Below are 23,938 nucleotides of genomic sequence, written 5' to 3' on the forward strand. Positions count from 1 at the left end.
CGTTTCAGAGCCGCTCGATCTTCTGGGCCGTCTCGTCGAGGAGCGAGACGATCTCGTGAACGGTCGCCGCCGCGATGTCGCCCCGGCCGACCCTGTCGCGCAAGACGCTCTCGAGATTGCCCATCGCGCGGCGAAGCGGAGTCCGGTCGACCCGCGCGCGCTCCGCGCCCAGTCCCTCGAGGCGCTTGAACAGGGCAACGACTTCTTCGGCCCGCGTGTCGAGCTCGGTTCGTCCGGCATCGGTTGCAGAGAACAGCTTGCGGGTGCCTTCCGCCTTTTCCTCGGCGATCAGCCCCATGTCGTCCAGCATCGTCAAGGTCGGGTAAATCACCCCTGCGCTCGGGGCGTAGGCGCCCGCCGTCCGCTCTTCGATGTCGCGGATCAGATCGTAACCATGCCGGGGCTGATCGGCGATCAGCTTGAGCAGCACCAGGCGGAGCTCCGTGCCATCGAACATACGGCGGCGGCGGCCTTCGCCACGCCCGGCCCAGGGCGCGCCGCCGCCATGACCCCAATGGCCACGCATCGCAAAACGCCCGCCGCGGCGCTCGCCGCATCCATGCATATGAAACATGATTAAATCACTCCATTCGAAACTAATTGCATCAAGATATATCTTCAACCTGCAGAAATGCAAGCGGCAGCCGAAAATTCGTGCGTCTCTCCGGAATCTAGAAAGAGCCGATCGTCTGTTGGATCAGCCCTGCCATCAGCCTGTCGTCGGCGATCGAAGGATGCCAATCGCACCCGGCCAGATCGAGACCACGAAAGCGGATCGCCTGCACGCGATCCGGCATTTCGGTGCGGAGAGCGGCGGCGATGGTCTCGATCTCTGCAAAGAATGTGTCGGAGCCCATCAGGATGAAGCGTGCTAGCTTGTGCCGGGAGCCAAGTTCGCGGACGAAGGCAAGATAGCGCGTCCGGTATGCGGCCTTGAGTTCATCCTGATCGGCCCAGCGCTCTCCAGCTTTCACCGGAGTGGAGAAATCGTTGGTGCCGAGGTTGATCACGATAATCCAGGGATTCCAGCCGACATCGTCGGTTTCGTGGGCAGGATCGTCGGGCTTCAGGCGCGGGTACAAGATCGGCAGACTGAGATCGGGGCTGCTGCCGTTGTAGTTGCGGACGATACCGAAGCCCGAATAGGCATTGATGCGGTAATCGGCGTCGAAATGACGTGCGACAAGAGGACCGAAGGCCTGCTGGGTGTCGGTGGTGTCGTGAATTTCGTCCGCAGTGCAGGCGCGTTTCGCCGACGTGTTGCCGTAACCGACCGTGTAGGAATCGCCGATGAATTCGATCTGCCGGGCGCGCGGCTTCGCTGGCAGGGTAATGCTGCCCTTCGCTGGATAGAAGCCGATGAAGCGACCGCCACCGGTCTGGCTTTCGGTTAGTTTCTCGAGGCGGACGTCGTGCTCGCCGGAGCCCAGATTATCGACGATCAGGTCCACCTTGCCTGGTTTGACGAACGTACGCTTCAAAGCGCCGTCCACGAACAGGCGCAGATGCTCAGCCGGCGCATCGAACACGACCCGGACGGCCCTGCCGCGGAACCGGCCCTCGAAATATGTTCCAGGCCAGCCGAAACTGAGGCTCCCGTCCGCCTCCTTGATCACGCGACCGCCGACGTTCAGCGGCAATGGAAGCGGAGAGGCAGCAGGGGAAGCCGGTGGCGCCGTCGCGCCAAGCAGGGCCAGGGCCGTTACGCAGAGCAGAAACCGCATTCTCTTCCTCGATCGTATCGAGGCTTAGGAGCATGGCCGCAGCGCCGATGCAAGACGGTGCCGCGGATCCTACCGGAAGCCAAATGCCGTGGGCTCCCACACTCTACGCCTTTGCGGGTCAGCGGCCAGGATGCGTGCTGATTTCGGCACCGGCGGCGATGCCCTGCGCTTCGGCCTGGGCGACGGCCTGCTCGATTTCGGCTGCACTCGGTGCGGCCCGAGTTACACGCGCGGGAGGCGACATCAGGGATGGCGACAGGACGAGCGCACCAGAGACGACCCCAATGGTGAGCCCTAACAGCGACGTCCGGATCAGCTTGTCGAATCCGGCGCGAAGACCGGCGGGCGGGTGGTGCGAGTCCTTAGCCGCGGACAGCGCGTCCGTAATCGTTACCGGATTCATGATCTGATCCTTGCGACGCGCCTTGGGCCCGGGGCTCAGGCGAACGGCATCACGCCGGAGAGCAGATGGGTGCTCACGAGGATCAGCGACACGAGGCCGATTCCGATCGATCCTGCCCCCAACCTGATCGCCTCCATGCTCCAGCGCGTCATCGCTCCGTTCCTTCCTGTCCTCTGAGATCGCTATGCGCCTTCCCTGGGGAGAGTCGCGACGGGACATGGCGGCAAATCGCCGCATCGCCGAAGTAAATGCCGGCTTTACACGATCATCCATTGACGAGATGTGCGGATTTGTGCGGAAATGCGCACACAAAGGCGGGTGGGTTCATGCACGACGAGTTCGACGTCGGACAAAGCAATGCCGTGGCGACCAAGGTGCGGGAGGAGCTGGCGCGACGCCGGCGCTCGCGCCAATGGCTCGCCGACGAGGCGAAAATCAGCATATCGACGCTGGAGAAGGCGCTTTCCGGCCGCCGTCCGTTCACGCTCGGGACCGTGGTTCGGCTCGAAGAAGCGCTCACGACTCGGCTGCGCGACGTGCCTGCAGCTCCGGCGCCCGCCCCAACCGACAACGGTTTGGCGCCGGAAGAGCTCGGCGCCTATGGCCGGGCAGGCGTACGCTGGCTCGAAGGCCACTATCTGACCTTGCGCGCCTCGATCGATGAGCCTGGCGCCGTCTATGCCTATCGGACCTTCATCTCGTGGGATGGCGAGCGCAACCTGCTCCAGTTCGCCGAATCCGCGCGCCTCGACAGCGATTTCACTCAGAAAGGGGTGGTCTCGTTTCCCGCTTTGTCGGGGCACATCTACCTCGTGACAAGCTGGGAGGGGCAATATCGGATGGCGCTCCTCTGCCGTCCGACCATCCATGGAGACATGAATGGTGTGCTGACGACCCTGGTCGTCGGTTCCGGATCTCAGCTCATTCCCGCTTCGACGCCGATCACCCTGGTTCCGATCAGGGGCGATGCCGCCCCGCAGATGGGGATCATTCGCGCCGGAATGGATTGTTACGAGGAATATCGGACGCGCGTCGATTGCATCATGATCAAGCGCTTTGCCCTGTTCCCTGGCCTTTCTGCCCAAGCCTGACCAGCGGCCACGAACAAGACATGGGGAAGGCAGGTGCAGAAACTGCAATCGCCTTGGCCATCCTTGCACTTGCACGACCCTTTGCTGCGATGCACAAAGAGCGGGCCTTTCAGGCATCCTCTCCTAATGAAACTTGGCCAGCGTTCGCGCTGGCCTTTTTTTTGGCATTCGCGTAATCACGAATCGCTACGGCTGAGCTCCGAATAACAAAAAAATTGCAGGGGACGATGCCGCCGGAAAGACCGGCTTGGGAGTTCGCCGTAGCATCAAGTCTTCTGCCCCACGGTTGAGGCCCCGCCACCCGGGATTCGCAGCACTGCCCTGCCGAGTCGAATGCAAGCCAACGGTGTTGGACTTCGCAGGATGGCAGTGGTCGATGGTCGATCCCTGCTCTCGGTCTGACCCGCCGGAACTCGCACGCGCAGGCCGTCAATCCGGGCGTCATTGGGTCACCGCACGAGAGCGATCAACGACCATGAGCCGATTAGGGGGCGGGCAGATGGTTGAGGCCGTCGGCGCGTTCCGCAACCTGATCGTCCCAGACGCCTCTTATGCGTGGGGAACGAGCGGCAGTACCCGCCGGATGGCCCGGACCATCTCCTCGCGTCCGAACGGTTTGTGCAGAAATTCGACGGCGCCGCAGGCACGCGCCAGCGCTTCGGCATCCTCGTCGAGGGAGCCAGTCATCACGATCACTGGCCACTGGATGTCGCGGGCGCGCAGTTCCTGTATCCCGGCAATCCCGTTGGTTCCGGCCATGTGGATGTCGGTCAGGACGCAACCCGGCTTCAATGATCCAAGCGCTTCGAGAAAGGAATCCGCCGAGGTGAAATGATGGACTTCGAGCCGATCGGCGCGGAGAAGGGCAGAGAGCGACAGGGCGACGGCAGGGTCGTCCTCGAGCAGATACAATGTGTCCTGGTGAATGACTCTTCTCGTTCTTCTGATCGGGAATTGCCTGGGGCCATTCCGCTTTGCCGATCTTGGCGGAAAGTGCGGGCCCGGTCCAGCTTTGGCTGGTGCTGGTGAAGCTCGCGCTCGGACGCGCCTCGCCTCGCTTGGAGTCGATATCCGCGGTGTACCATCCATAATCGCGCATTGCTAACTTCCCGGATCACGGTAGCGGCCAAAATCACGCGCACATGCCGATGCGCCGGCAAGCTTGCTGCGAAGCGGGGAGGATGTTGTGGAGCTGCTCGCAGCAGCCACCAATGAGGATGCGCGATCCTGTTCGCTTGCCACACCGTTTCGCCCGGTATCGTGGTGACCGCACCACCCGTGGGCCTTATGGAGGCGGTGCCGAATGTACCAGGTGACGGGGCCGAAATCGCCGATGTCGTTGCAACCGGAGAGGTCGATCTCATGATCGCTGCGCTGCCTCGCTAAGCAGAAAGCCCCCAGCGGATTTCTGCGCTCCCAGAGGATCATTGGCGCTTCCTGGCGAAGGCTGACGGTCGCAGCCGCGTTTCTTCGAAACGCCATGACGGGGAACAGGCCAGCGCTCCCCCCGTTCAGCTCTGCCTGCGGAGGAGGAGACTGGAATGGAGCGACTTGCGGGCGTGGTTCCGCTGTGGCTCGGGAACGTGGCGATCGGCCTTGCCGCTGTCGTGGCCGCAGCGGCCTTGCACTGGATCATCGTCCGGATCGCGTATCGGGCCGGGCGGCGTACACCGTGGCGGCTCGACGATCTGGTCATCCGCCGGATCCATCGGCCCTCGTTCTGGTTGCTGGTCGCCTTTGCGCTGTCCGCCGTACAACCGGCGATGGCGCTGGGCGACGCAGGGGTGAGGGCTTGGACCCGCATCGCCAGCTTCCTTTTCCCCGCGCTCGTCGGGTGGACGGCGATCGCGTTGCTCGGCAGCTGGATGGCGTCGGTCGAGGTGCGCACCGACATCAGCGTGGCCGACAACCTTCGCGCACGACGTCGACGCACGCGGGCCGGGATCTTGTATCGGATTGCGGTCTTCCTTGTCCTATTGGTGACGATCTGCATGATGCTGATGAGCATCCCGAGCGTGCGCAACGTCGGCGTTACGTTGATCGCATCCGCAGGCATCGCCGGCCTCGCCGTCGGCGCCGCCGCGCAGCCGGCGCTCAAGAATCTGATCGCCGGCATCCAGATGGCCTTCACCGAGCCGATCCGTATCGATGACGTCGTCATCGTCAACGGAGAATGGGGTCGGATCGAGGAGATCCGCCTCACCTACGTGGTGATCAAGATCTGGGACGAGCGGCGCCTGGTCGTTCCCGTGTCGAAGTTTCTCGAGGAGAGCTTCGAGAATTGGACCAGGAAGACCAGCCAGTTGCTCGGCAGCGTGTTCTGGCACCTCGATCCCGCTGCCGACATTCCGCGTCTGCGCGAGAAACTGGAAGAGATCGTCAAGGGCGCCTCATTGTGGGATGGACGCTTCTTCAATCTCCAGGTCACCAACATGAGCGCCGATGCAATCGAGGTGAGGGCACTGGTCACTGCCGCTGATGCCTCGAAAGCCTTCGACCTGCGCTGCGACCTACGCGAACGTATGCTTGCCTTCATCCGCGAGGAAATGCCGGAAGCACTGGTCCGCCGTCGCGGCGAAATCACGCTCGAACAACGAGCAGTGCCAGACCGATCGTGACAGGAGGGGGCTCCGCCGAAACGACGCCCCCTCCTACCTGTTCCGCGGATCAGCCGCGGCGGCCGTCCCAGTCGCGGCGTTCCAGCCTCAGGCGCTGGTGCAGGCGGTTCACCTGGCTTTCGAGCTGCGCCACTTCCTGGCGGTCGAGCCCACCGCGTGTGTAGCGATTGTAGCTGCGCTGCAGGTTCATGGCGTCGCGGCGCAGGCCGGTGGCCTCGCGCTGCGAGACGGTCTTGCGCTGTACCGCGCGCGCGATCTGGCGATCGAGCTGGTTGATGTCGTTCTGGATCTGCCGCTGAACGGCCGGCTGGATCCGCCACGCCTGCGCGGAGGCGGGGGCAGTGGCGCCGAAAGCGGCGGCGACGGCGACTGCGGCGACGATGACCTTACGCATGACTTAACTCCTCGACTATGGTCCGACGCCCGAAGGCGTGAGAGGAGATATGCAGCCCTGCTGTCGCGCGGATGTGCCGGGCAATCGGCAATTCTGTCGCAAATCGTATCGGATCAGCCTTCGATCAGCACGGCGCGATACTCCGGGTCCTCGAGGGCGCGCCAGGCGCCGAGCGCGACGCAGGTGAGGGGATCGGGCGCGACGATGACGGGCAGGCCCGTGGCCTTCGACAAGGCTTGATCCAGCCGCTGCAGCAGAGCGCCGCCGCCGGTCATCACGATACCGCTGTCGACGATGTCGGCGGCGAGTTCGGGCGCGCTATTCTCCAGCGCCGTGCGGACCGCGCCGATGATCTGGGCGACGGCATCGAACAGGGACTGGGCGACCTCGATCTGGCTGATCGTGATCTCCTTTGGCATGCCTGCCGCCAGGTGGCGACCGCGGACCGTCAGGGTCGGCGCGTCTCCGGTCGGGGGAAGTGCGGCGCCGAGCGCCATCTTGATCCGCTCCGCCGTCGCCTCGCCGATGATCAGATTGTGCTTGCGGCGAACTGCATTGATGATCGCTTCGTCCATCTTGTCGCCGCCGACCCGTACCGACGTGCTGTAGGCCAGGCCGCGCATCGACAGGATCGCGACCTCGGTCGTGCCGCCCCCGATGTCGACGATCATGGCTCCAACCGGATCCAGGACCGGCAGGCCTGCGCCGATCGCGGCTGCCATCGGTTCCTCGATCAGCCAGACCTTGGAGGCACCCGCGTTGCTGGCGGCGTCGCGAATCGCGCGCCGCTCCACCGAAGTCGAGCCCGAGGGCACGCAGACCACGATTTCGGGGCGGCGGGGCAGGCGCGAGCGTCCCCCATGCGCCTTGTCGATGAAGTGCTTGATCATCTGTTCGGCGACGTCGATGTCGGCGATCACGCCGTCGCGTAGCGGTCGGATCGCCTGGATGCTCGCGGGCGTCTTGCCCATCATCAGCTTCGCGTCACGCCCCACGGCCTTGACCCGCCGAACGCCGTCGATGGTCTCGATCGCAACCACGGAGGGCTCGTTGAGAACGATGCCGCTGTCGCGCAGGCACACGACGGTGTTCACCGTACCGAGATCGATGGCCATGTCCTGCGACGCCAGCCGTAGGAATTTGGGTAGCTGCATGATGATGCGGTCCAGCCAGAGGAAAGATGCTGGAAACGCAGCTGCGCTTCCGAGAGGATCGAAGAGTTGCGGATCGGCGGCGTGTCGCACACGGCCCGATCGTTCCCAGGCGCCTTCGTCCCACCCATGCCTATCTACGCAATGATCGGAATTGGCAATCGCCGCAGTCGTCGCTTATGGTTCGCTTGCGGAACGACCTCATGGGCTCCTTCGTTGAACCCATGAACAAGGAGTAGCCGACATGGGTGAGTTCACGGATCGAGTCAAAGGGGCGGCCAACCAGGCCGCAGGCAACCTCAAGCAAGGCAGCGCCAATGAGCGCGTGCGCGAGGAGGGTGCCGCCCAGGAGGTCAAAGGCAAGGGGCAGGAGCTGAAGGGGCGAGTCAAAGGCGTCATCAACAGCCTCTGATCGACAAACCTTCTCGAATGCGGGGTGCCGATCCTGGGCGGATCGGCACCCCGTCTTGGTTCATCCTGCTCCCGCCGGAGCGCCTCGATCTGGCTCAGGCGGTTTGCAGCCGCAATTGCAGCATGTTGGTGTCAAAGCCGGCGTCTCCCGGAACCGCCATGAGCATCCGCTCCCGCTTGCGAGGGCCGATCGAGCGGCTGAGCACGGCCTCCCCGGATCCGTTTAGCACTACGCGGTCCTCGCCGGCAGAGAGCACCGCACCGCGGAGCGTACCCGGTGTGTAGCTCACGATCACGTCGTAGCCGTTCGGTGCGTTGCAATATTCCTGGATCTGGCCGAGCACGATCTCACCCGAATTGCCCGCGCTGGCTCCAATCGGGGAATGAGAGACCGTGCAATGGGTGGCGACGGTCAGGCTAAGATTATAGCCGTATGTCTCTGCATGCGCACTCGGCGTCGCGCTGGCGAGAATTGTCACGGCCATGACCGCAGCGAATTTACGCATCTTCGTTCCACCTTCCAGCGCCGGCACAGGGCGATTTCGGAGGGTGTAAACGCTGAACCTAACTCAACGGTTAAAGTGATGCGACGAACGGCCCCCGCGGTGCGGTCACCGGCAATTCAATTCCAAGTCCTTGTTATTGCGGCGCTACCGAGATGGTGATGATGTCACTGTAAACGCCCGCCCGATGCCCGGAAGGGTCGCTGATGCGAAACTGCACGGGCAAGGAGCTGCGGGTCAGGCCGTTGGTGGGGGGGCTGGAAACATCCGCCTGGCCTGTGGTGAGCGACGCAGACTGGCCGCCGAGACTGAGCTGATAGGGCACGTACCACTCGGTGCTGCCCAGGCGCAGCCTGCCATTGTTCCGCGATTGGACGTTGAGCGAATAGCGGCGGGTGCTTTGCACGCGTAGCTGGAGCGGGACTTGCGCAAGTCCCTCTTCGAGCTGCCCAAGATCGACCAGCGCCTGACCGTTGTTGATCGCATAGGCACCTGAAAGTCCCAGCGTTGCCGACGGCAGCACCTCGATGCCGAGAATGATCTGGCGGCTCGCGAGCAGCCGACCGTTGCCGTCCTCCGCCTCCACCTGCACGCGTTGGTCGAACAGCCCGTCGCCCTGGAGCGCGTCCTCTGCGACGATGAAGCGATATTGCACGACCTGCTGGCTATGCGGTGCCACTACCACGGGCCTGCGCGTTGGCGTCTGAACGGTCCGCCCGGTGCGCGGCGTGGCCTCGTAGGATCCGAACAGATCGAATAGCGCATAGGGCACCCGCTTGCCGTTCAGAGTCTGCAGGCCGAACGGCTCCTGATCCGCCATGAAGATCGGGAAGAAGGCACACTCGCCTTCCCCTTCGTTGGTGAACGTAAGCTCGAATGTGCCCGAGCCTTCGCTGCTCCCGAAGGGATCGAAGCCGCGCACGATCCAGCTACCGGCGCTCGTGTCGATGCGAAGGCGGCAAGCGCTGTTGTCCACGCCACCGCCCGGCTTGCCCTGTTCCTGTGCCGCGACGGGTGCCGCGCCGATCGCAGCGGCGATGGTGAATGCCAGCAGGAGAGGGAAGCGTGTCATGTCAGCACCTCAATTGGGCTTCGGCAGGGTGATGGTGTTCAGCTGAACGAGGCCATCGGATGCGTCGGGGACCTCGAATTCGAACCCCTGCGGCATGCCGTAGACTTCGACACGGTAGCGGCGTCCCGGCAAGAGGTTTGCGATCGCGAACCTTCCCACCGAATTGGTGAAGAACGGCACCGGCTCCGCTGCTTGCTCGCCTAGCGCGAAGACTCGGCCGCCAACCAGCGAGACCGGCTTGGTATCGGCAAGAACCAGGGTGCCGACGGCGCTTACGAACGCATCGGTGCCGATCCGCATCGCATAGCCGCTGCGGTACGGGGGCTTTACCCTGACCACGCCTGGCCCCGTATCATAGCCTGTGGGAGCATCGTCGACGTCGTAGCTTACCGACTGCGCGACGTAGGAACTGAGGAAATTGTTCACTGCCGCACCGAGCGTGCCGCTCTTGCTGATATAGTCGTTCTTGGCGAGCGACTGTCCGGCGACGACGCTCCGCTTTCCGAGATTGTCGTGCGGATAGAGCAGCATGAAGCTGTCGTTGATCCGTCGACCAACGCCGAAATGCCCGTCCGCGAACGCGAGCGTGGTGCCGACACGCACCGTGCTGACGTTGACATTGCCGAACGACGACAGGCCCTGACCGTAAGCGGCGTGGCTGACCGAAGCATCGAAACGATTTCCGACATAGTCGGCGAAGCCCTGGGCGCTGACCTCCTCATCCTGACGGGTGACGAGCCCCCCGAAACCGACGCTGTTGATCTCGTTGAGATTGGACTGGGTGTAGGAAAGCTGGGTGGTTTCGGTGCTGCTCTCGTGCCGGAGCTCCGCGCGGCGGCGATAATCGGGCTGGAAGGCGATGGAGAGCGTGAAGCCGAGGCCGTCGCCGCGAGCAAAGCTGTTTGGAAAGCGGGTGTAATCGACGCCGGCACGGACGGTCCATTTCGGGGAAAACCGGTAGTAAGCCGATGTCCCGATGCGGTAGCTGTTGCCCTGATTGCCGCGGGTCGACAGGTAGGAGGCGGTGATGATGCCGAGCAGCTTGTCGCTGAAGGTGCGGGAATATTGGCTGCTCAGCGACCAGGCTGTGGAATTGATCCCCTCCGGATTGCCGAGGGTCGCGAACTTCTTGGAGAGATAATCCGCGCGGATCGTGAACCCGTCGATACGGCCGCCGCGGTCCATCAACTGGTCGAACGATAAGCCGGCCGAGAATCCCTGGCCGACATTGTCCGCGTTGCTGACGCCGCCGTCGAGCAGAAGGCGACCGCCGCGACTAAGCACGAACTGCGTTTGCCCGGTCAGCGTCTGGATTTTCCGACTTGCCTGCAGCCCCACTCCGATCGCCGGACGATCCAGAAATGCTTTCCGCCAGAAGCCGGAGAAAGCGACCGGCCCTCCATACGTGGGTGACCGGCCGAAGCTCCGATCCGTCGGACCCAGATAGGCGGCAAATTCGTGATCGCCTGGATCGAGATCGATCGGATCGAGATAAGTCTGGTAGGACAGGTTCTGGACCAGTCCGCCATTGTCACGGACCTCGATCTGGACATCGTTGCTGCCGGTGACGAGCGGCAGCGAACTGAAGTCGTAGGATCCTGCGTCGAGCCGCAGCTCGCGATAGAGCACGCCGTTGCGCATCACGCGGACGGTCGATTGCCGTTGCAGGACCAATTGGCGGTTCCCCTGAAGAACCGCCGAGCGGAAGCTGTTGAACCGGCGGCGCTGCCGCGTGACCCCGATACCGCCGATCTGCACGAAGCTCTGTTGGCCACGGGTCTCGGGCGTGAGATCGCCCAGATACCAGCGGCGGAAATCGTCGGGTTCGTCATACACGAAACGGGCGAAGTTGCGGTCGAAGCGGTAGCTGCTGTCGTTCAGTCCAAGCTCCTGCGAGAACTGCCCGTCACCTTCGAAGACGATCCCCTTGTACCGGATCGCGCCGTTGAGGGCGACGGTGGGTGGGTCGGTGCCATCCCCTTCCCAATAATAACTCTGGATCAGGTTGAGGTTGAGATAGGCCGAGAAACCTGCGGGTTGAAGATTGATGTCGTCGCGGTCCGCACGCGGCGGCGCAAACAATTGCTCTACGGACCGTTGGGACGGATCGATCTGCAGCACCACGACCGACAATGTCGAGGGATCGTATTCGAGAGCGACCCCGGTGGCGGCCAGATCTTCGGCCGTGAACGTCTTGCCGGTAAGCTTTGTCTTAAGCGCCGCCAATGCCTGATCGTTCAAGAGCGGCGTGATCAGCTTGATGAAGGTTTCGGTTTCGACCACCAACCGGTCGTCGAAGGTCAGCTTGACCGGAATGTCGCCGAGCCCGCGGTTCCGGTAGGTCAGCGGCACCGTCATGTCGACGTCGCGCTCGTAGGGGTTGATGTCCGGACGACCGTGACGGCCAAGCGGAACTTGCGGCACGCCGACGGTTGGAAGCGGCACCGTCGCAGGCGGCTGGGAAGACGTCTCCACCGGAGCGGCCGGGGTGGTGACCGGCGCGCCCCGCGCGGGCTGGCCGGGAAGCGGTACCGTCGCCTGCCCGATCGCTTGACTGGCGCCGAGCGCTGTCCACGCGACCGTGCAGAGGAGCGCCGACCCTCTCACTTGATGAAGCTCACCTTGATCGGCTTCGCAGCGAACGCTTCCACCAGGGGAAGCTTGAAGGTGCGCTCGCCCAGTGCGGGAACGTAGCCGGTGCCGAGGACGCGGTTGAGCTCTTCGGGTTTGACGTCGATCCGCATCTCCTTGCCTTGGGCATCCGTGCCGTCGAGGCGCCAGCCCATGCCGGCCATCATCGCGTGGCGGCGGCCGCTATTCTTCAGGGTGATCTCTACGCCCGGCCCGGGGGGCGGCGCAGCGCCGCCCCCCGGCGGGGCCGGGGCCTGATATTCGATGGGTCGCGCTGCCACGGCCTCGATGTTGGGCGAGGCGCCCGGCGGAGCGACGACCACCAAGGCCTTCATGTGGTAAACGATTTGGACCTGCGCGCCGTTGGTGTTGGGCTGCGCGGCGTCGAGGGCGACCGGAAGCTGATTGACCGAAACATAATAAGCTCGGGACGCCGGCAATTCTGGCGGACCGACCCATTGCAGCCGCACGACCTGGCGGCCGTTGTTGGGCAGCACGCCCTGTGGCGGGAAGACCAGGAAGTCCTCGTCGGCCGGCGATTCCTTGATGGTGCCGTTCTCGTCGAATTCCATTCGGGTCACGCGCGTCTCGAACGCAAGCTTGCCGGGATTGAGGTTCTGGATTTCCAGCCGTCCGACGGCTCCGGAGCCGCGCGTCTCCATTTCGAGAACCATCGGGGACACGCGCATGGCGAGCGCCGCAGTCGAAGCAATCACGCCAAGCGCGACGATGGTAACGGCGCGCCAGAGCGCGCCCGGAAAATAGTTGAACGCTTTCATGCCCCACCCGAACGGAATTTACATCCGTCTCTTTTTGTCTTCGAAGTGCTAAGGAAGGGGAAAGATTGCTCTTTCCCCTTCCAGATTAGCGTCCGATCAGATGATTACTGAGCCGCGAGGGTCAGCGTCAGAGTGTCGGAATAGCTGCCGGCGACGAGGCCCTTGTTCACCGGGGCCGCCGTGATCGCCATCGCGAAGGCCGAGCGCCACGCGCCCTGGTTCACCGAGTTGGTACCCGACGTGTCGGCCACGGTCAGGCTCTGCGAAATGCCGTTGGCGGTGGTGCCCTGCGGCGTGCCGGTCCAGTTGGCCTGCACGGTGTAGGGGATGTTCGCCTGGAACTGCGCCGAGTCATAGCTGCCGGGCGCCGAGTTCTTGAGGCCTTGATTGCCGTTCAACTTGGTCAGGGTGACGCTGTTGTTGAAATTGCAGCCGGCAGTCGCGCTGTTGATCGCGGCCACCGCTGGGCCGACCATTTCGAACGCATCGCTGACGTTCTCATTGTTGCCGGTGCGGACGCCGATGGTGCCAAAATCGATCGCGGTCGCCGAAGCGTTGTTGCCGGCGTAGAACGAGCAATCCTTGCTGACGCTGCCGGTCAGCGCGAATGCGGTGGCGACGGTCGGGGTCGCGGTCTGAGTATTGCCGAGTGCGCCTGCATTTGCGGTGTAGCGGGTGCCGATGCCGCCGGCGAAACCGAATTCGGCCGCAAGAAGGCCAAGGCCGCTCGGGTTCGTCGAGGTGAACGGGATGCCGACGATGTTGCCGGCATAGTGACGCTGGCTGGTCTGAGCCTGGGCGGAGGTGGCGGCGAGCATTGCGGTCGCTGCGAGAGCGGCGGTGATGATCTTCTTCATAGCTTACTTCCCCATTTTATCGAAACAGCTCCCCGGCGGAATGCCAGTTCGTCTGTTGTCATGCAGCGACATTATGAAGCTGCGGGTGTTTCAAGCCCGAGCGAGTCTTGAACGACGTGTGTTCGGGCTTGGTACGCTCAGTTGGCGTTTAACTCAGACCCGCAAGTCACTAGACGTGCGTAACGCCAACCAAATACAAAAACTAATTCGGAGTTACGGTGATAATAATTGTTTCGCTGTAATTGCCTGCAAGCAATCCCGCTTCGCCGGAGGCGGCGCCTAGATTGATCGCGAGTGTCATTCCCTCGGTGGCAATGCCCTCATTCGTCGAGAAGGCTGCGCCGCTGAGCAGTTGACGGCTTTCGAATTCCTTGCTGAGCGTCGCCGGCTGCGGGCGGCGGATCGGCATTCGGACGCCGATGCTATAAGGCAGCGTTCCAGCATAAGGTCCTTGGCCCATCGGCATCTGCGCATGCGCAAAGCCGCCATTCCGAGCCTTGATCGACATCGTGAAGGGTATGTTGCAATCGAGCTGAAGCTGGGCCGTCGCGGCGAGGCCCGGGCGCATGATGTCACCGAAGTCCATGTCGCCGATGCTTCCCATTGCGCAATGCTCGGCAATTCTGCCCCGAACTTCGAGATCCAACGATTTCACGTTGTCGATCTCTGCCCCGGCGGCAGGCGCGGCAAAGAGCAATGCGGCAAATGCCGCAACTGCGTGTCGCATCGAGTGTTTCCCCATTCCCCCTAGTCGCCGCCAATCCCATCATCCCCCGGGTGTGCGGCCGCCTCCCCAGCGTGCGGCGGAGCGAAGTCGATTCGCCGTGCCCTGGTGAGGTGAACGAGTTGTTAGGGGTTTTGCCCTCAGGGTGGCATCCCCAACATTGGTGAGGTTTGCGGTTTCTGGCGGAAACGTCCGGAAATTTCTCCTGTCAGTCCAATTTGTTAGTGATACGTAATGATAGCAAGCTTAGCTCATGTCTTTGTGCCGCGTTCCGATAAGAGACAGGTTGTGGGCGAGAGGTTGCGAACCTGGGGTGCTAAACGGCGCAGATTTGGCCGTGGACAAGCCCATTTCGCATCGCATCGGGACGGTGCGAACGCTTTGGAGTTGGACGTACACCGGGAATGATTTAGCAATGTGCCGGGGGCGCGCTGTGGGGGCAGCGTTTCCGATAAGATAATGAAAACGGGGGGGAACATGCCTGATGCGGAACCGGTTCCGGTCGCGGAACGGCCGAAAGCCGAATCGCTCGCCTTGCGCTGGCTGGCGCTCGAAGAGACTGCGCGTCTTCTGGTGACGAATACGCTGGAACTGCTCTGGGCGAACGGCGCGGCGAGATGCGCGTTCGATGCAGCGACGGATCTCGCGCTGAGGGACGGTGTGCTGGTGACGGCTCAGCGTACCGCGCAGGCGGCCCTGGCACGATTCGTCGAACATTGCGGCGGATCGGTGTCGACCCTTTGTCTTCCCTGCGAGAATGGAAGTGGCCATTTGCTGCTGCGTGGACGCCGGCTCGGTCCGGACCCACAAGGCGGCTGTGTTGGCATCTCCTTTCATCGCAGTGTCGATCACGTCGCCCACTTCGCCGATATCGAGACGGCTTTCCAGCTTACCCGCAGCGAGGAGCGGGTGCTGCAAAAGATGTTGGACGGGATGACCGCTGACGAGATCGCCTCCGACATTCGGCTGTCCATCGAAACGATTCGCAGCCATATCCGCAATATCTACGTGAAGGTCGGAGTGACGAGCCGGGAAGGGCTGTTCGCACGTCTCAGAGCTTTTCGGATCTGAGCTGCGCGTGGACAAATCTTCGCCGCTTCGTCGCGGCACTTGGTTGCGCGGCCGGTACGGGATAGGGCGCTACGGTGGACATCGCCGGGTTGTCAGAGCAAGAGCAAGAACTCAGCGCGGGTGAAGAAGGCCGACGTGCGTGCTATTCTGCGTCGGGAGGTTGGATGGAACAATCGTGGCGTCCGATTGACGATCATCCTTTGCCCGAGGGGCCGCTTCTGATCGTGTCCGAGGGGCGATGCTGCATCGCCGTGCTGGTCGGTGGCACCGGACCCGAAGGCGCATGGCAGGTCTTCATGGATCCTTATACCGACGCGCTCTATGCTTGGCCCACCCACTGGTTGCCGCTGCCGGATCTGCCGGATCAAGGCTGAACGAAACCGCAATGCCGAGGGCGGCTTGGCCTCCGTTTCCACCACCAGCCGCTCTGCAGCCGCCGGTGAAGGCTGGCAGGCGTCGGCGAGAAAGATCTGGAACTTTGCCGCCTTTGTGACACAAGCAGCCCATGCTTTCTTCGCAAGATCCATCGGCGGCAGCCGCGCTGCGCACGCTGTACCGGCAATTGAGCCGCTCGCGGCGGCGTAGCTTATGGCTGTTGCTGATCGCGATGTTCGCCGGAGCGGCGGCCGAGATGCTGACCCTCGGCGCGGTGCTGGCCTTCCTGGAAGCCGCTGCCAACCCGGACGGCGTGCTTTGGCTCCAGCGTGCGCTTGCGCCGCTGCTTCGAGCAACCGGATTGCCTTTGCTGCCGCTGGCAGCGGGCCTGCTGGCGATCGTTGCAATCGGCGCGGGATGCATGAGGCTGTTGCTGACCTGGCTCACTCAATGGACGGCGATGGCAGTCGGTCACGATCTTGGAACGGCGGTGTTCAGCCGCATGCTTCGACAGCCCTACAGCCAATATCTGATCCGCAGCAGCAGCGAACGCCTCAGCGGAATGGAGAAGGTGCATCGCGCGGCGTTCAACGTCCTGCTGCCGACGATGCAGGGCGTGGTCGCGGCGATGCTCGCCACGGGGATCATATTATTCTTCGTCGTCATTGATCCCGTTACGATCTTCGTCGCGTCGTTCGCGATCATCGCCACCTACGCAGCGATCGCCTGGGCGACCGCCGGAAGGCTTCGTCGCAATTCCGCGATGGTCGCACGGCTGATGACGGAACGGACGGCGGCGATCCAGCAAGGTCTTGGGGGGATTCGAGACATATTGCTCGAAGGATCGCAGCCGGTCTTCGAATCGCGGTTCGCCAAGCTGGATGCCCTGTATCGCCGGGGGAATGCACTTCATGGGTTCATGGTCAACGCGCCGCGTTATGTCGTGGAGACCGCCGGGATCATCATTCTCGTGATCGTCGCAAGTGTTCTGAGCGCCCGCCCCGGCGGGCTGAGCACGGCGATCCCGGCATTGGGCGCAATGGCGCTCGGCGCACAGAGGCTGCTTCCGCTCGCCCAGCAGGCCTATTTCGGATGGGGCCAATCTCGCGGCAACCTCCACTCTCTGCTCGACGCGCTCCGCCTCTCTCAGCTTCCGATCCTCGAAGGTCCGTTGCACGCGGCGCCCGAGCCCTTGCTCAGCGACATCGTTTTCGATCGGGTGTCGTTCAATTATGCGGACGGCCGACAGGCACTTCAGAATATCTGCGTGACGATCGAGGCCGGCGCGCGCATCGGGATCACGGGGCCGACCGGCAGCGGCAAGAGCAGCTTTCTTGATCTGCTGATGGGGCTGCTCGCTCCGGGCGAAGGCGAAATCCGCATCGATGGGCGCCTCCTGGACGCCACCCGGCGGGCCGGGTGGCAAGCGAACCTCGCCCACGTTCCGCAGACGATCTTTCTCTCGGACGACACTATTACCGCCAACATCGCGTTCGGCGCGGCGCCCGACGCGATCGACATGGATCGGGTTCGCTGGGCCGCGTCGATCGCCGAAGTGGACGGCTTTGTCCGTCGTTTCGACGCCGGGTACGACACGCTGGTCGGCGAGCGCGGCGTTCGCCTTTCGGGTGGGCAGCGGCAGAGGATCGGCCTTGCGCGCGCGCTGTATAGGAACGCCGGCATCCTCATCCTCGACGAGGCGACGAGCGCACTCGACGAGAAGACGGAAGCCGCGATCATGAACCGGCTCGCGGGTGAACTGCCGGGTGTCACCCTGATCATCGTGGCGCATCGGGCGAGCTCGCTTGCACCGGCCGAACGCATACTCTTCTTCGAAGAGGGACACCTCCGTGCCGAGAGTTCGGCGTTCGCCGGCAGGGATAGCGGTTGACCGATCAGGGCAGGGGCTCGCGTCTGCGCAGGGCGGCGGCTGAAAATGCCTCCGCGGCGCTCGTTTCGATTATCGTGCCGGCGTTCGGGCAATCCGCATCATCGCTTCGACGCTTGCTTCTGTCCTCGGCTAAACCTTCGGTCGATTGGAGGTGATCGTCGGTGACGACGGCTCCACGGACGATACGGCAGCGAGCGCCTTCGGCACCGCGGAGTCGGATGCGCGCCTGCGGCTGATCCGACAATGATGGCCAGTCGCGTGCGCGCAATCATGCCATCGGACGTTCAACGGCAGACTGTCTCGCGCGCATAAGCTTCGACGACCTTTGACAACCCGCCATGATCGAGCGGAAGACTAAGGCGGCCTCAGCCGCACTCGAAGCGAACGGCTTCGTCGACGCAGTCCGCTTTCCCATAACGGTATCAAACACTGAGCTTCTATCGCTCAGCTTGATCCGGAGGACTGAAGCGGTAGCTTCCGTCGGCCACCGAGCGCCACCAGCTTTCGTTGGCAAGGTACCAGGCGAGGGTCTCCTGCAAGCCCGCACGGAAGGCACGGCCAGGCACATAGCCGAGCTCGCTGCGAGCCTTGCTGTCGTCGACGGCGTAACGCCGATCATGTCCGGCGCGATCGGCAACGTGAGACTTGAGCGACGCCGAGGGGAGCCCACGAGCCGCCGGAGCATCCGGAAAGCGCCTCGCCAACGAGGGATCGGCTTCGAATGCAGTATCGATCCCGGCGCAGATCGCATCGATCACGGCGACATTCGGGAGCGCGTCGCCGCCGCCGATATTGTAGGTTTCGCCAGGCCGGCCGCGGACCAGCACCCGCTCGATGCCTTGGCAATGATCCTCGACGTGCAGCCAATCGCGCACGTTCATCCCGTCTCCGTAAATCGGAAGGTCGGTGCCATGGAGGCAGTTGATGAGGAATAGCGGGATGAGCTTTTCCGGAAACTGATAGGCGCCGTAATTGTTCGAGCAATTGCTCGTGCTCGTCTGCAGACCATAAGTGTGGTGATAGGCGCGGACGAGGTGGTCGCTGGCGGCCTTCGACGCCGAATAAGGCGAGTTCGGCGCAAATGCAGTGGTTTCGGTGAAGGCGGGGTCGTCCGGTCCGAGGCTGCCATAGACCTCGTCTGTCGAGATGTGATGAAAGCGATGGGGAACACCGCTGCCCCGGTCCAGCCAGACGGATTTGGCGGCCTTGAGGAGGCTGTGCGTACCGACCACGTTGGTTTCGATGAAGGCGTCGGGGCCATCGATCGAGCGATCGACGTGGCTCTCGGCGGCAAAATGGACGATCGTATCGATGCTGCGTTCAGCAAGCAGGGCCCGCATCGCGTGCGTGTTGCGGATATCCTCCACGACGAGATGAACGCCGGGCACTCCCTCGATATTGGCCGGATTGCCGGCATAGGTCAGCGCGTCGACAATCGTGATTGCGTCTTCCGGATGACGATCACGCCAATAGCGGACGAAGTTCGCGCCGATGAAGCCGGCACCACCGGTGATCAGCAGGTGCGGCATCAGCGATCGTCCCGCAGACAGGCGCGCAGATTGGCGCGCCAATGCGGTGGAGGGCCGCCGATCAGGCCCCAGGTTACGCTCGTGTCGAGCACGGAAAATGCCGGCCGCCGTGCCGCCGTCGGATACTCGGCCGTCGAGATCGGGACTATTCGCGGGATGTCGCGCAGCAGGCTCACCGCCGCTGCCTCTTCGGCGATTGCCACCGCGAAATCGTACCAGGTCGCGCTACCCGCATCAGTGAAGTGGTGGATGCCCCGGGCCTCTGTTCGGCCGAGGGCCCAGAGCGCCGCGGCCAGCGAGTTGGCCCAGGTGGGGGTGCCGGTCTGGTCCGCGACGACGGGAACGTCTCCGCCCTCGTTCATCCGGCGGAGCATGGTATTGAGGAAATTCGACCCATGACGTCCATACACCCAGGCAGTGCGCACGATCAGCGCATCGGGATCTGCTGCGGTGACGGCCTCTTCTCCGGCCAATTTCGTGCGGCCGTAAACGCTGATCGGCGATGTCGGGGCAGAAACCGGCAGGGGGCGAGACGCCTCTCCGTCGAAAACGAAGTCGGTCGAAATGTGGATCATCCGGCTGCCGGCCTTGCGTGCGATGTCCGCGATCCAGCCGGGCGCCATTCCGTTGAGCAAGTGCGCCCATTCGGCGTCCGCTTCGGCACGGTCCACCGCTGTGTAGGCGGCCGCATTGACGATGAGCGCAGGGCGATAGCGGGCGACGGCTGCCGCGACCGCGGTCTCGTCCGAGACGTCGCATTCGTCGCGGCCGAGCGCGACCGTCTCGGCCCCTGCGGGGGCGGTTGCGATCAGCGCGCGGCCGACCTGGCCAGCTGCGCCCAGGATCAGCACGGTCACACGAACACCTCGGCATCCCTGAGCAACGGCGCGTCGCGATCCTTCGCTGCCATCAGCGGACGTGCGCCCGCGTCCAATGGCCAGGCGATGCCGATCTCGGGATCGGACCAGAGGATGCATCGCTCATGCTCGGGAGCGTAGAAGTCGGTGCATTTGTAGAGCAGTTCGGTATCGTCCTCGAGGCTGAGGAAGCCATGGGCGAAGCCCGGCGGGATCCACAGCATCCGTCCATTCTGCGCGCTGAGCTCGATCCCGGCCCATCGGCCGAAGCTTGGCGCGTTCTTGCGGATGTCGACCGCAACGTCGAAGGCCGCACCGCGCACGACCCGCACCAGTTTACCCTGTGGCTGAGCGATCTGGTAATGGAGACCCCTCAGCACCCCCTTTGCCGATCCGCTATGATTGTCCTGGACGAACGGCCCACGGATGTCGTGCTCGGCGAAGCTGCGGGCATTCCAGGCTTCGAAGAAGAACCCGCGGGCATCCTCGAAGCGGCGCGGCTCGATCAGCTTCAGGCCGGGTAAAGGCGTGTCGACGACCACCCTCACCGGCTGCGGCCGCCTTGAAGCAGCCCGAGCAGATAATCGCCATAGCCGCTTTTCTGGAGGGGCTCCGCGAGACAGACGAGCTGTTCGGTGTCGATATACCCCATTCGCCACGCGACCTCTTCGGGGCAGCAGATCTTGAGGCCCTGTCGATCCTCGATGATCTTGGTGAACAAGGCAGCATCGAGCAGCGAGGCATGGGTGCCGGTGTCCAGCCATGCATAGCCAGCACCCATGATCTCGACGTTCAGATCGCCGGCGTCCAGGTAAAGCCGATTGACGTCCGTGATCTCGAGCTCGCCGCGGCGGGAAGGCTGAATGGCCTTGGCATAGTCGACCACGCGCTCGTCGTAGAAATAGAGGCCGCTGACCGCGTAGTTGGACGTTGGGCGGAGCGGCTTCTCTTCGAGCGAGATGACCTTCCCGGCGGCATCGAACGAGACCACCCCGTAGCGCTCCGGTTCGGCGACGTGATAGCCGAAGACTGTCGCACCCGCCGGACGGCGATCCGCCCGTCGCAGCAGCCCGGCAAGATCATGGCCATAGAAGATGTTGTCACCAAGGATCAGCGCGCTCGGGCCGTGGCCGATGAATTCCGCGCCTATTCGGAACGCGTCGGCGAGCCCGCGAGGCTCCGGCTGCACCGCATAATGGAGATCGAGGCCCCATTGCCCCCCGTCGCCCAGCAGGGATCGGAAGGCGTCCTGATCGTGCGGTCTGGTGATGATCAGGATTTCCCGGATCCCGGCCAGCATCAGCACGGAAAGCGGGTAGTAGATCATCGGCTTGTCGTAGACCGGCATGAGCTGTTTGCTCGTTACGGAGGTAATCGGATGCAGTCGCGTTCCCGCGCCACCGGCAAGTATCAGCCCTTTTCGCACCCAACCTCCTTGCGGCTCTCACCGGAGCGGACGCACCCATGACAGCGGCGGGCCGCAAAACGCAAGCGTCGCGAGATTGGAGATATCAGAGCGTGGCGAAACGCCCAGGCAGCGTGAAGATCGGATTGCCGGCAATCCACTTTTCACCCGGCTCAGCCCACGGCAGGGGTTTCTGGTATCTGTCCATAGCGGCTTCCCAAGCGAGGACCGCGGGGTTGCAGCGATCGGCATCGGCTTTCGCCGCGGCATCGAAGGACGCGCTGCATTCGATGATCATCACCAGCCGGTTGCCCGAACGGTGGATCTCCATCTCCTCGATCCCCGACGCGCGGATGCTGGCGAGGATGTCTTCGGGCACCGATCCCGGCGCGTGATGCGCCTCGTACGCGGCGATCAGATCCGCGTCCTCCTGCAAATCGAGAAAAAGGACATGGCGGCCCATGCTGTGTTCCCTCCGTCGATTGGCTCAGTTGACCCAGCCGCCATCGATGACGTGCACGGTGCCGGTGGTGAACGCGGATTCGTCGCCGGCAAGATAGAGCGCCAGCGCCGCGAGCTCTTGAGGCCGGCCAAGGCGGCCCATCGGCTGGCGGCCGACGAAGGCCGCCCGGGCCGCTTCGTAATCGCCGGTGTCGCGGAGCCGCTGCTGGAGCGAGGGCGTATCGACCGTCCCCGGGCAAATCGCGTTGCAGCGCACGCCGTGCTGAACAAAGTCGGCGGCCACGGCTTTGGTGAGACCGATCACCGCGGCCTTGGTCGTGCCGTAGGCGAAGCGGTTGGGAATTCCCTTCACCGAGCTCGCGATCGACGACATGTTGACGATCGATCCGCAACCCCGCTCCACCATCGCCGGCAGAAAGGCCCGGACCGTCCGGTACATGGCGGTGACGTTGATGGCGTTCGAGAACGCCCAGGCGTCCTCGTCGCAATCGAGAATGGTGCCCGAATGAACGAACCCGGCGCAATTGAACAGGATGTCGACAGGCCCGACCGACTCCCGCAAGCGCTGGATCGCGGCTGCATCGGTGAGATCGGCGACATGCGCGGTGCAGCAATCGAGGGCGGCGAGCCCCGGTTCGTTGATGTCGACGGCATGAACGATCGCACCCTCTGAAGCGAACAATTCGGCGGAGGCGCGGCCGATCCCCTGGGCCGCCGCGGTGATCAACGCGATCTTGCCTGCCAGACGCCCGCTCATGCCGCGTTCCTTGCCGCCGTCGGCAGGCAGGAGGGGCCGATCGGATCGAACGCCTTGTAGGTCAGGATGAACTCCTGGTGGCCAAGAGCTTCCGAGACGGTGCGCGCGCCGCCAGCGACCGCAAGGACCTGGGCATATATTTCGTCGCCGACATCGGCCAGCGTCGCCTCGCCTTCCAGGATGCGGCCGGCATTGACGTCCATGTCGGCGGCAAGCCGGCGCGCGGTCTCAGGATTGGCGCAAATCTTGATCACCGGCGCGATCGCCGATCCGACGACGGAACCGCGGCCGGTGGTGAACAAGGTCATATGCGCGCCGCAGGCGATCAGCTCGACGATTTCGGCATTGTCCGAGATGTTGGGAAAGCCCCAGCGCGGATCGCCGTCGGGCACGACGTCGAGCAGGAACAGCCCGCCGGTCGGGGGCAGGTCGCCCGGCTTGATGATGCCGCTGATCGGTGACGATCCGGATTTCGAATAGGCGCCCATCGACTTTTCCTCGATCGTGGTGAGGCCGCCCTCCGCATTACCTGGGGCGAAGCTGCCGAAGCCCATCGCCGCATAATATGTCTCGGCCTTTTGGACGCAGGCCTCGATCGCGGAGCCGAGCTCTGCGGTGACCGCCCGTTCGGCCATGATCGCTTCGCAGCCGACAAGCTCCCCGGTCTCTTCGAAGATGCAGGTGGCGCCGTCGGCAACCAGCCGATCGAAGGCGCGGCCGACCGCGGGGTTGGCGGTGATGCCGCTGGTGCCGTCCGACCCGCCGCAGATCGTGCCGACGATGAGCTCGTCGATCCGCATCGGCCCACGTGGTGCCGATGCGGCCGCGGTGCGAACCCGTTCGACCGCCGCAAGCCCCTCCTGGATGGTGGCTGCGGTGCCGCCGGTCTGCTGGATTACCAGCAGTTCGACGGGACGGCCGGTGGCCGCCACGGCATCCCGCAGCCCCTCGCGATCGAAGCTTTCGCAGCCGAGCGAGACGATCACCATGCCGCCGACATTCGGATGGGTTGCGATGGCGCGCATGATCTTGGCCGCATAGGCATTCGGGTAGCATCCGGGGAAGCCGATCAACTGCACGTCGGGATGATCGGCCTTGTCGACGACGCGCCGGGCGACGTGGTGCGCGCATTCGACGAGATAGGCGACGGCGACGACGTTGCGGACACCCTTGCGGCCATCGGAGCGGAGAAACGCATTGAACATCAGGAAGCTTCCACGGTGAAGCGGCACG

At 63.6% G+C, this 23,938-nt stretch carries 26 protein-coding genes; 7 read left to right on the forward strand and 19 right to left on the reverse strand.

The annotated features are described in order from the left end of the window. Positions 1–4: 4 nt before the first annotated feature. The 3 genes from C7I55_RS02350 to C7I55_RS02360 all read right to left on the reverse strand — a co-directional run bounded on the left by C7I55_RS02350 (position 5) and on the right by C7I55_RS02360 (position 2,127). Entirely contained in the window at positions 5–574 is a 570-nt protein-coding gene (locus tag C7I55_RS02350; RefSeq protein WP_408640573.1) for a PadR family transcriptional regulator, read from the reverse strand. Positions 575–671: 97 nt separating this feature from the next. Continuing rightward, positions 672–1,724 (reverse strand): SGNH/GDSL hydrolase family protein, encoded by a 1,053-nt coding sequence (locus C7I55_RS02355; RefSeq protein WP_106511260.1) that lies wholly within the window; start codon positions 1,722–1,724, stop codon positions 672–674. A gap of 118 nt (positions 1,725–1,842) precedes the next feature. After that, complete coding sequence (locus C7I55_RS02360; RefSeq protein WP_106511261.1) at positions 1,843–2,127, reverse strand: hypothetical protein; 285 nt, start codon at positions 2,125–2,127, stop codon at positions 1,843–1,845. A 326-nt stretch (positions 2,128–2,453) separates the two neighbouring features. Here C7I55_RS02360 and C7I55_RS02365 point away from each other — a divergent pair, with 326 nt between their 5' ends. Continuing rightward, positions 2,454–3,218 (forward strand): helix-turn-helix domain-containing protein, encoded by a 765-nt coding sequence (locus C7I55_RS02365; protein ID WP_106511262.1) that lies wholly within the window; start codon positions 2,454–2,456, stop codon positions 3,216–3,218. 549 nt (positions 3,219–3,767) lie between these two features. Here C7I55_RS02365 and C7I55_RS02370 read toward each other — a convergent pair. Continuing rightward, on the reverse strand, positions 3,768–4,130 hold the full coding sequence (locus C7I55_RS02370; protein WP_158266250.1) for a response regulator transcription factor: 363 nt from the start codon (positions 4,128–4,130) through the stop codon (positions 3,768–3,770). A 629-nt stretch (positions 4,131–4,759) separates the two neighbouring features. Here C7I55_RS02370 and C7I55_RS02375 point away from each other — a divergent pair. Next, complete coding sequence (locus C7I55_RS02375; protein WP_106511264.1) at positions 4,760–5,836, forward strand: mechanosensitive ion channel family protein; 1,077 nt, start codon at positions 4,760–4,762, stop codon at positions 5,834–5,836. 49 nt (positions 5,837–5,885) lie between these two features. Here C7I55_RS02375 and C7I55_RS02380 read toward each other — a convergent pair whose 3' ends face one another. Together C7I55_RS02380 and C7I55_RS02385 are read right to left on the reverse strand one after the other, a co-directional pair. Further along, positions 5,886–6,230: a hypothetical protein gene (locus C7I55_RS02380; RefSeq protein ID WP_106511265.1), complete on the reverse strand. Its 345-nt coding sequence runs from the start codon at positions 6,228–6,230 to the stop codon at positions 5,886–5,888. A 113-nt stretch (positions 6,231–6,343) separates the two neighbouring features. Then, entirely contained in the window at positions 6,344–7,384 is a 1,041-nt protein-coding gene (locus tag C7I55_RS02385; protein ID WP_106511648.1) for a rod shape-determining protein, read from the reverse strand. A gap of 241 nt (positions 7,385–7,625) precedes the next feature. On the opposite strand from C7I55_RS02385, the gene C7I55_RS02390 reads away from it, so the two are divergent. After that, positions 7,626–7,793: a CsbD family protein gene (locus tag C7I55_RS02390; RefSeq protein WP_106511266.1), complete on the forward strand. Its 168-nt coding sequence runs from the start codon at positions 7,626–7,628 to the stop codon at positions 7,791–7,793. 94 nt (positions 7,794–7,887) lie between these two features. Here C7I55_RS02390 and C7I55_RS02395 read toward each other — a convergent pair whose 3' ends face one another. From C7I55_RS02395 to C7I55_RS02420, 6 genes are all read right to left on the reverse strand, one after another. Then, positions 7,888–8,298, reverse strand: a complete 411-nt coding sequence (locus C7I55_RS02395; protein WP_233222005.1) for a hypothetical protein — start codon at positions 8,296–8,298, stop codon at positions 7,888–7,890. A 133-nt stretch (positions 8,299–8,431) separates the two neighbouring features. Then, a complete protein-coding gene (locus C7I55_RS28675) occupies positions 8,432–9,367 on the reverse strand; it encodes a Csu type fimbrial protein (protein WP_233222006.1) in 936 nt (311 codons plus the stop codon). A gap of 9 nt (positions 9,368–9,376) precedes the next feature. Next, on the reverse strand, positions 9,377–11,974 hold the full coding sequence (locus tag C7I55_RS02405) for a fimbria/pilus outer membrane usher protein (protein WP_233222007.1): 2,598 nt from the start codon (positions 11,972–11,974) through the stop codon (positions 9,377–9,379). Next, entirely contained in the window at positions 11,971–12,777 is an 807-nt protein-coding gene (locus C7I55_RS02410; protein WP_106511267.1) for a fimbrial biogenesis chaperone, read from the reverse strand. The genes C7I55_RS02405 and C7I55_RS02410 overlap by 4 nt, the downstream gene beginning before the upstream one ends. 104 nt (positions 12,778–12,881) lie before the next feature. Further along, positions 12,882–13,634, reverse strand: coding sequence for a hypothetical protein (locus C7I55_RS02415; RefSeq protein ID WP_106511268.1), 753 nt, complete (start codon positions 13,632–13,634; stop codon positions 12,882–12,884). Positions 13,635–13,836: 202 nt separating this feature from the next. Next, entirely contained in the window at positions 13,837–14,361 is a 525-nt protein-coding gene (locus C7I55_RS02420) for a Csu type fimbrial protein (RefSeq protein WP_106511269.1), read from the reverse strand. Between the two features lie 414 nt (positions 14,362–14,775). Here C7I55_RS02420 and C7I55_RS02425 point away from each other — a divergent pair, with 414 nt between their 5' ends. The 4 genes from C7I55_RS02425 (at position 14,776) to C7I55_RS29390 (ending at position 17,942) form a co-directional block, all read left to right on the forward strand. Continuing rightward, complete coding sequence (locus C7I55_RS02425) at positions 14,776–15,429, forward strand: helix-turn-helix transcriptional regulator (RefSeq protein WP_146150904.1); 654 nt, start codon at positions 14,776–14,778, stop codon at positions 15,427–15,429. A 74-nt stretch (positions 15,430–15,503) separates the two neighbouring features. Further along, the gene (locus C7I55_RS02430; RefSeq protein WP_146150905.1) at positions 15,504–15,803 is read left to right on the forward strand and encodes a hypothetical protein; all 300 of its coding nucleotides are present in this window, start codon (positions 15,504–15,506) and stop codon (positions 15,801–15,803) included. Positions 15,804–15,934: 131 nt separating this feature from the next. Then, positions 15,935–17,695, forward strand: a complete 1,761-nt coding sequence (locus tag C7I55_RS02435; protein ID WP_106511272.1) for an ABC transporter ATP-binding protein — start codon at positions 15,935–15,937, stop codon at positions 17,693–17,695. A 151-nt stretch (positions 17,696–17,846) separates the two neighbouring features. Continuing rightward, positions 17,847–17,942: a hypothetical protein gene (locus C7I55_RS29390; RefSeq protein WP_408640574.1), complete on the forward strand. Its 96-nt coding sequence runs from the start codon at positions 17,847–17,849 to the stop codon at positions 17,940–17,942. A 190-nt stretch (positions 17,943–18,132) separates the two neighbouring features. Here C7I55_RS29390 and rfbB read toward each other — a convergent pair whose 3' ends face one another. The 7 genes from rfbB to C7I55_RS02470 all read right to left on the reverse strand — a co-directional run bounded on the left by rfbB (position 18,133) and on the right by C7I55_RS02470 (position 23,910). After that, positions 18,133–19,224 carry a dTDP-glucose 4,6-dehydratase gene (rfbB, locus tag C7I55_RS02440; protein WP_106511273.1) on the reverse strand — a complete coding sequence of 364 codons (1,092 nt, stop codon included), beginning with the start codon at positions 19,222–19,224 and terminating at the stop codon, positions 18,133–18,135. Further along, positions 19,224–20,081: a dTDP-4-dehydrorhamnose reductase gene (gene rfbD / locus C7I55_RS02445; protein WP_106511274.1), complete on the reverse strand. Its 858-nt coding sequence runs from the start codon at positions 20,079–20,081 to the stop codon at positions 19,224–19,226. The genes rfbB and rfbD overlap by 1 nt, the downstream gene beginning before the upstream one ends. Then, a complete protein-coding gene (gene rfbC / locus C7I55_RS02450) occupies positions 20,078–20,629 on the reverse strand; it encodes a dTDP-4-dehydrorhamnose 3,5-epimerase (RefSeq protein ID WP_106511275.1) in 552 nt (183 codons plus the stop codon). The genes rfbD and rfbC overlap by 4 nt, the downstream gene beginning before the upstream one ends. After that, positions 20,626–21,507, reverse strand: a complete 882-nt coding sequence (gene rfbA, locus C7I55_RS02455; protein ID WP_106511276.1) for a glucose-1-phosphate thymidylyltransferase RfbA — start codon at positions 21,505–21,507, stop codon at positions 20,626–20,628. The genes rfbC and rfbA overlap by 4 nt, the downstream gene beginning before the upstream one ends. An 85-nt stretch (positions 21,508–21,592) precedes the next feature. Further along, positions 21,593–21,949, reverse strand: a complete 357-nt coding sequence (locus C7I55_RS02460; RefSeq protein WP_106511277.1) for an L-rhamnose mutarotase — start codon at positions 21,947–21,949, stop codon at positions 21,593–21,595. A gap of 24 nt (positions 21,950–21,973) precedes the next feature. Beyond that, positions 21,974–22,705 (reverse strand): SDR family oxidoreductase, encoded by a 732-nt coding sequence (locus C7I55_RS02465; RefSeq protein ID WP_106511278.1) that lies wholly within the window; start codon positions 22,703–22,705, stop codon positions 21,974–21,976. Beyond that, positions 22,702–23,910, reverse strand: a complete 1,209-nt coding sequence (locus C7I55_RS02470; protein ID WP_106511279.1) for a UxaA family hydrolase — start codon at positions 23,908–23,910, stop codon at positions 22,702–22,704. The genes C7I55_RS02465 and C7I55_RS02470 overlap by 4 nt, the downstream gene beginning before the upstream one ends. Between the last annotated feature and the right edge of the window lie 28 nt (positions 23,911–23,938).

Origin of the sequence: Allosphingosinicella deserti, assembly GCF_003012735.1 — a bacterium.
Classification (GTDB): domain Bacteria; phylum Pseudomonadota; class Alphaproteobacteria; order Sphingomonadales; family Sphingomonadaceae; genus Allosphingosinicella; species Allosphingosinicella deserti.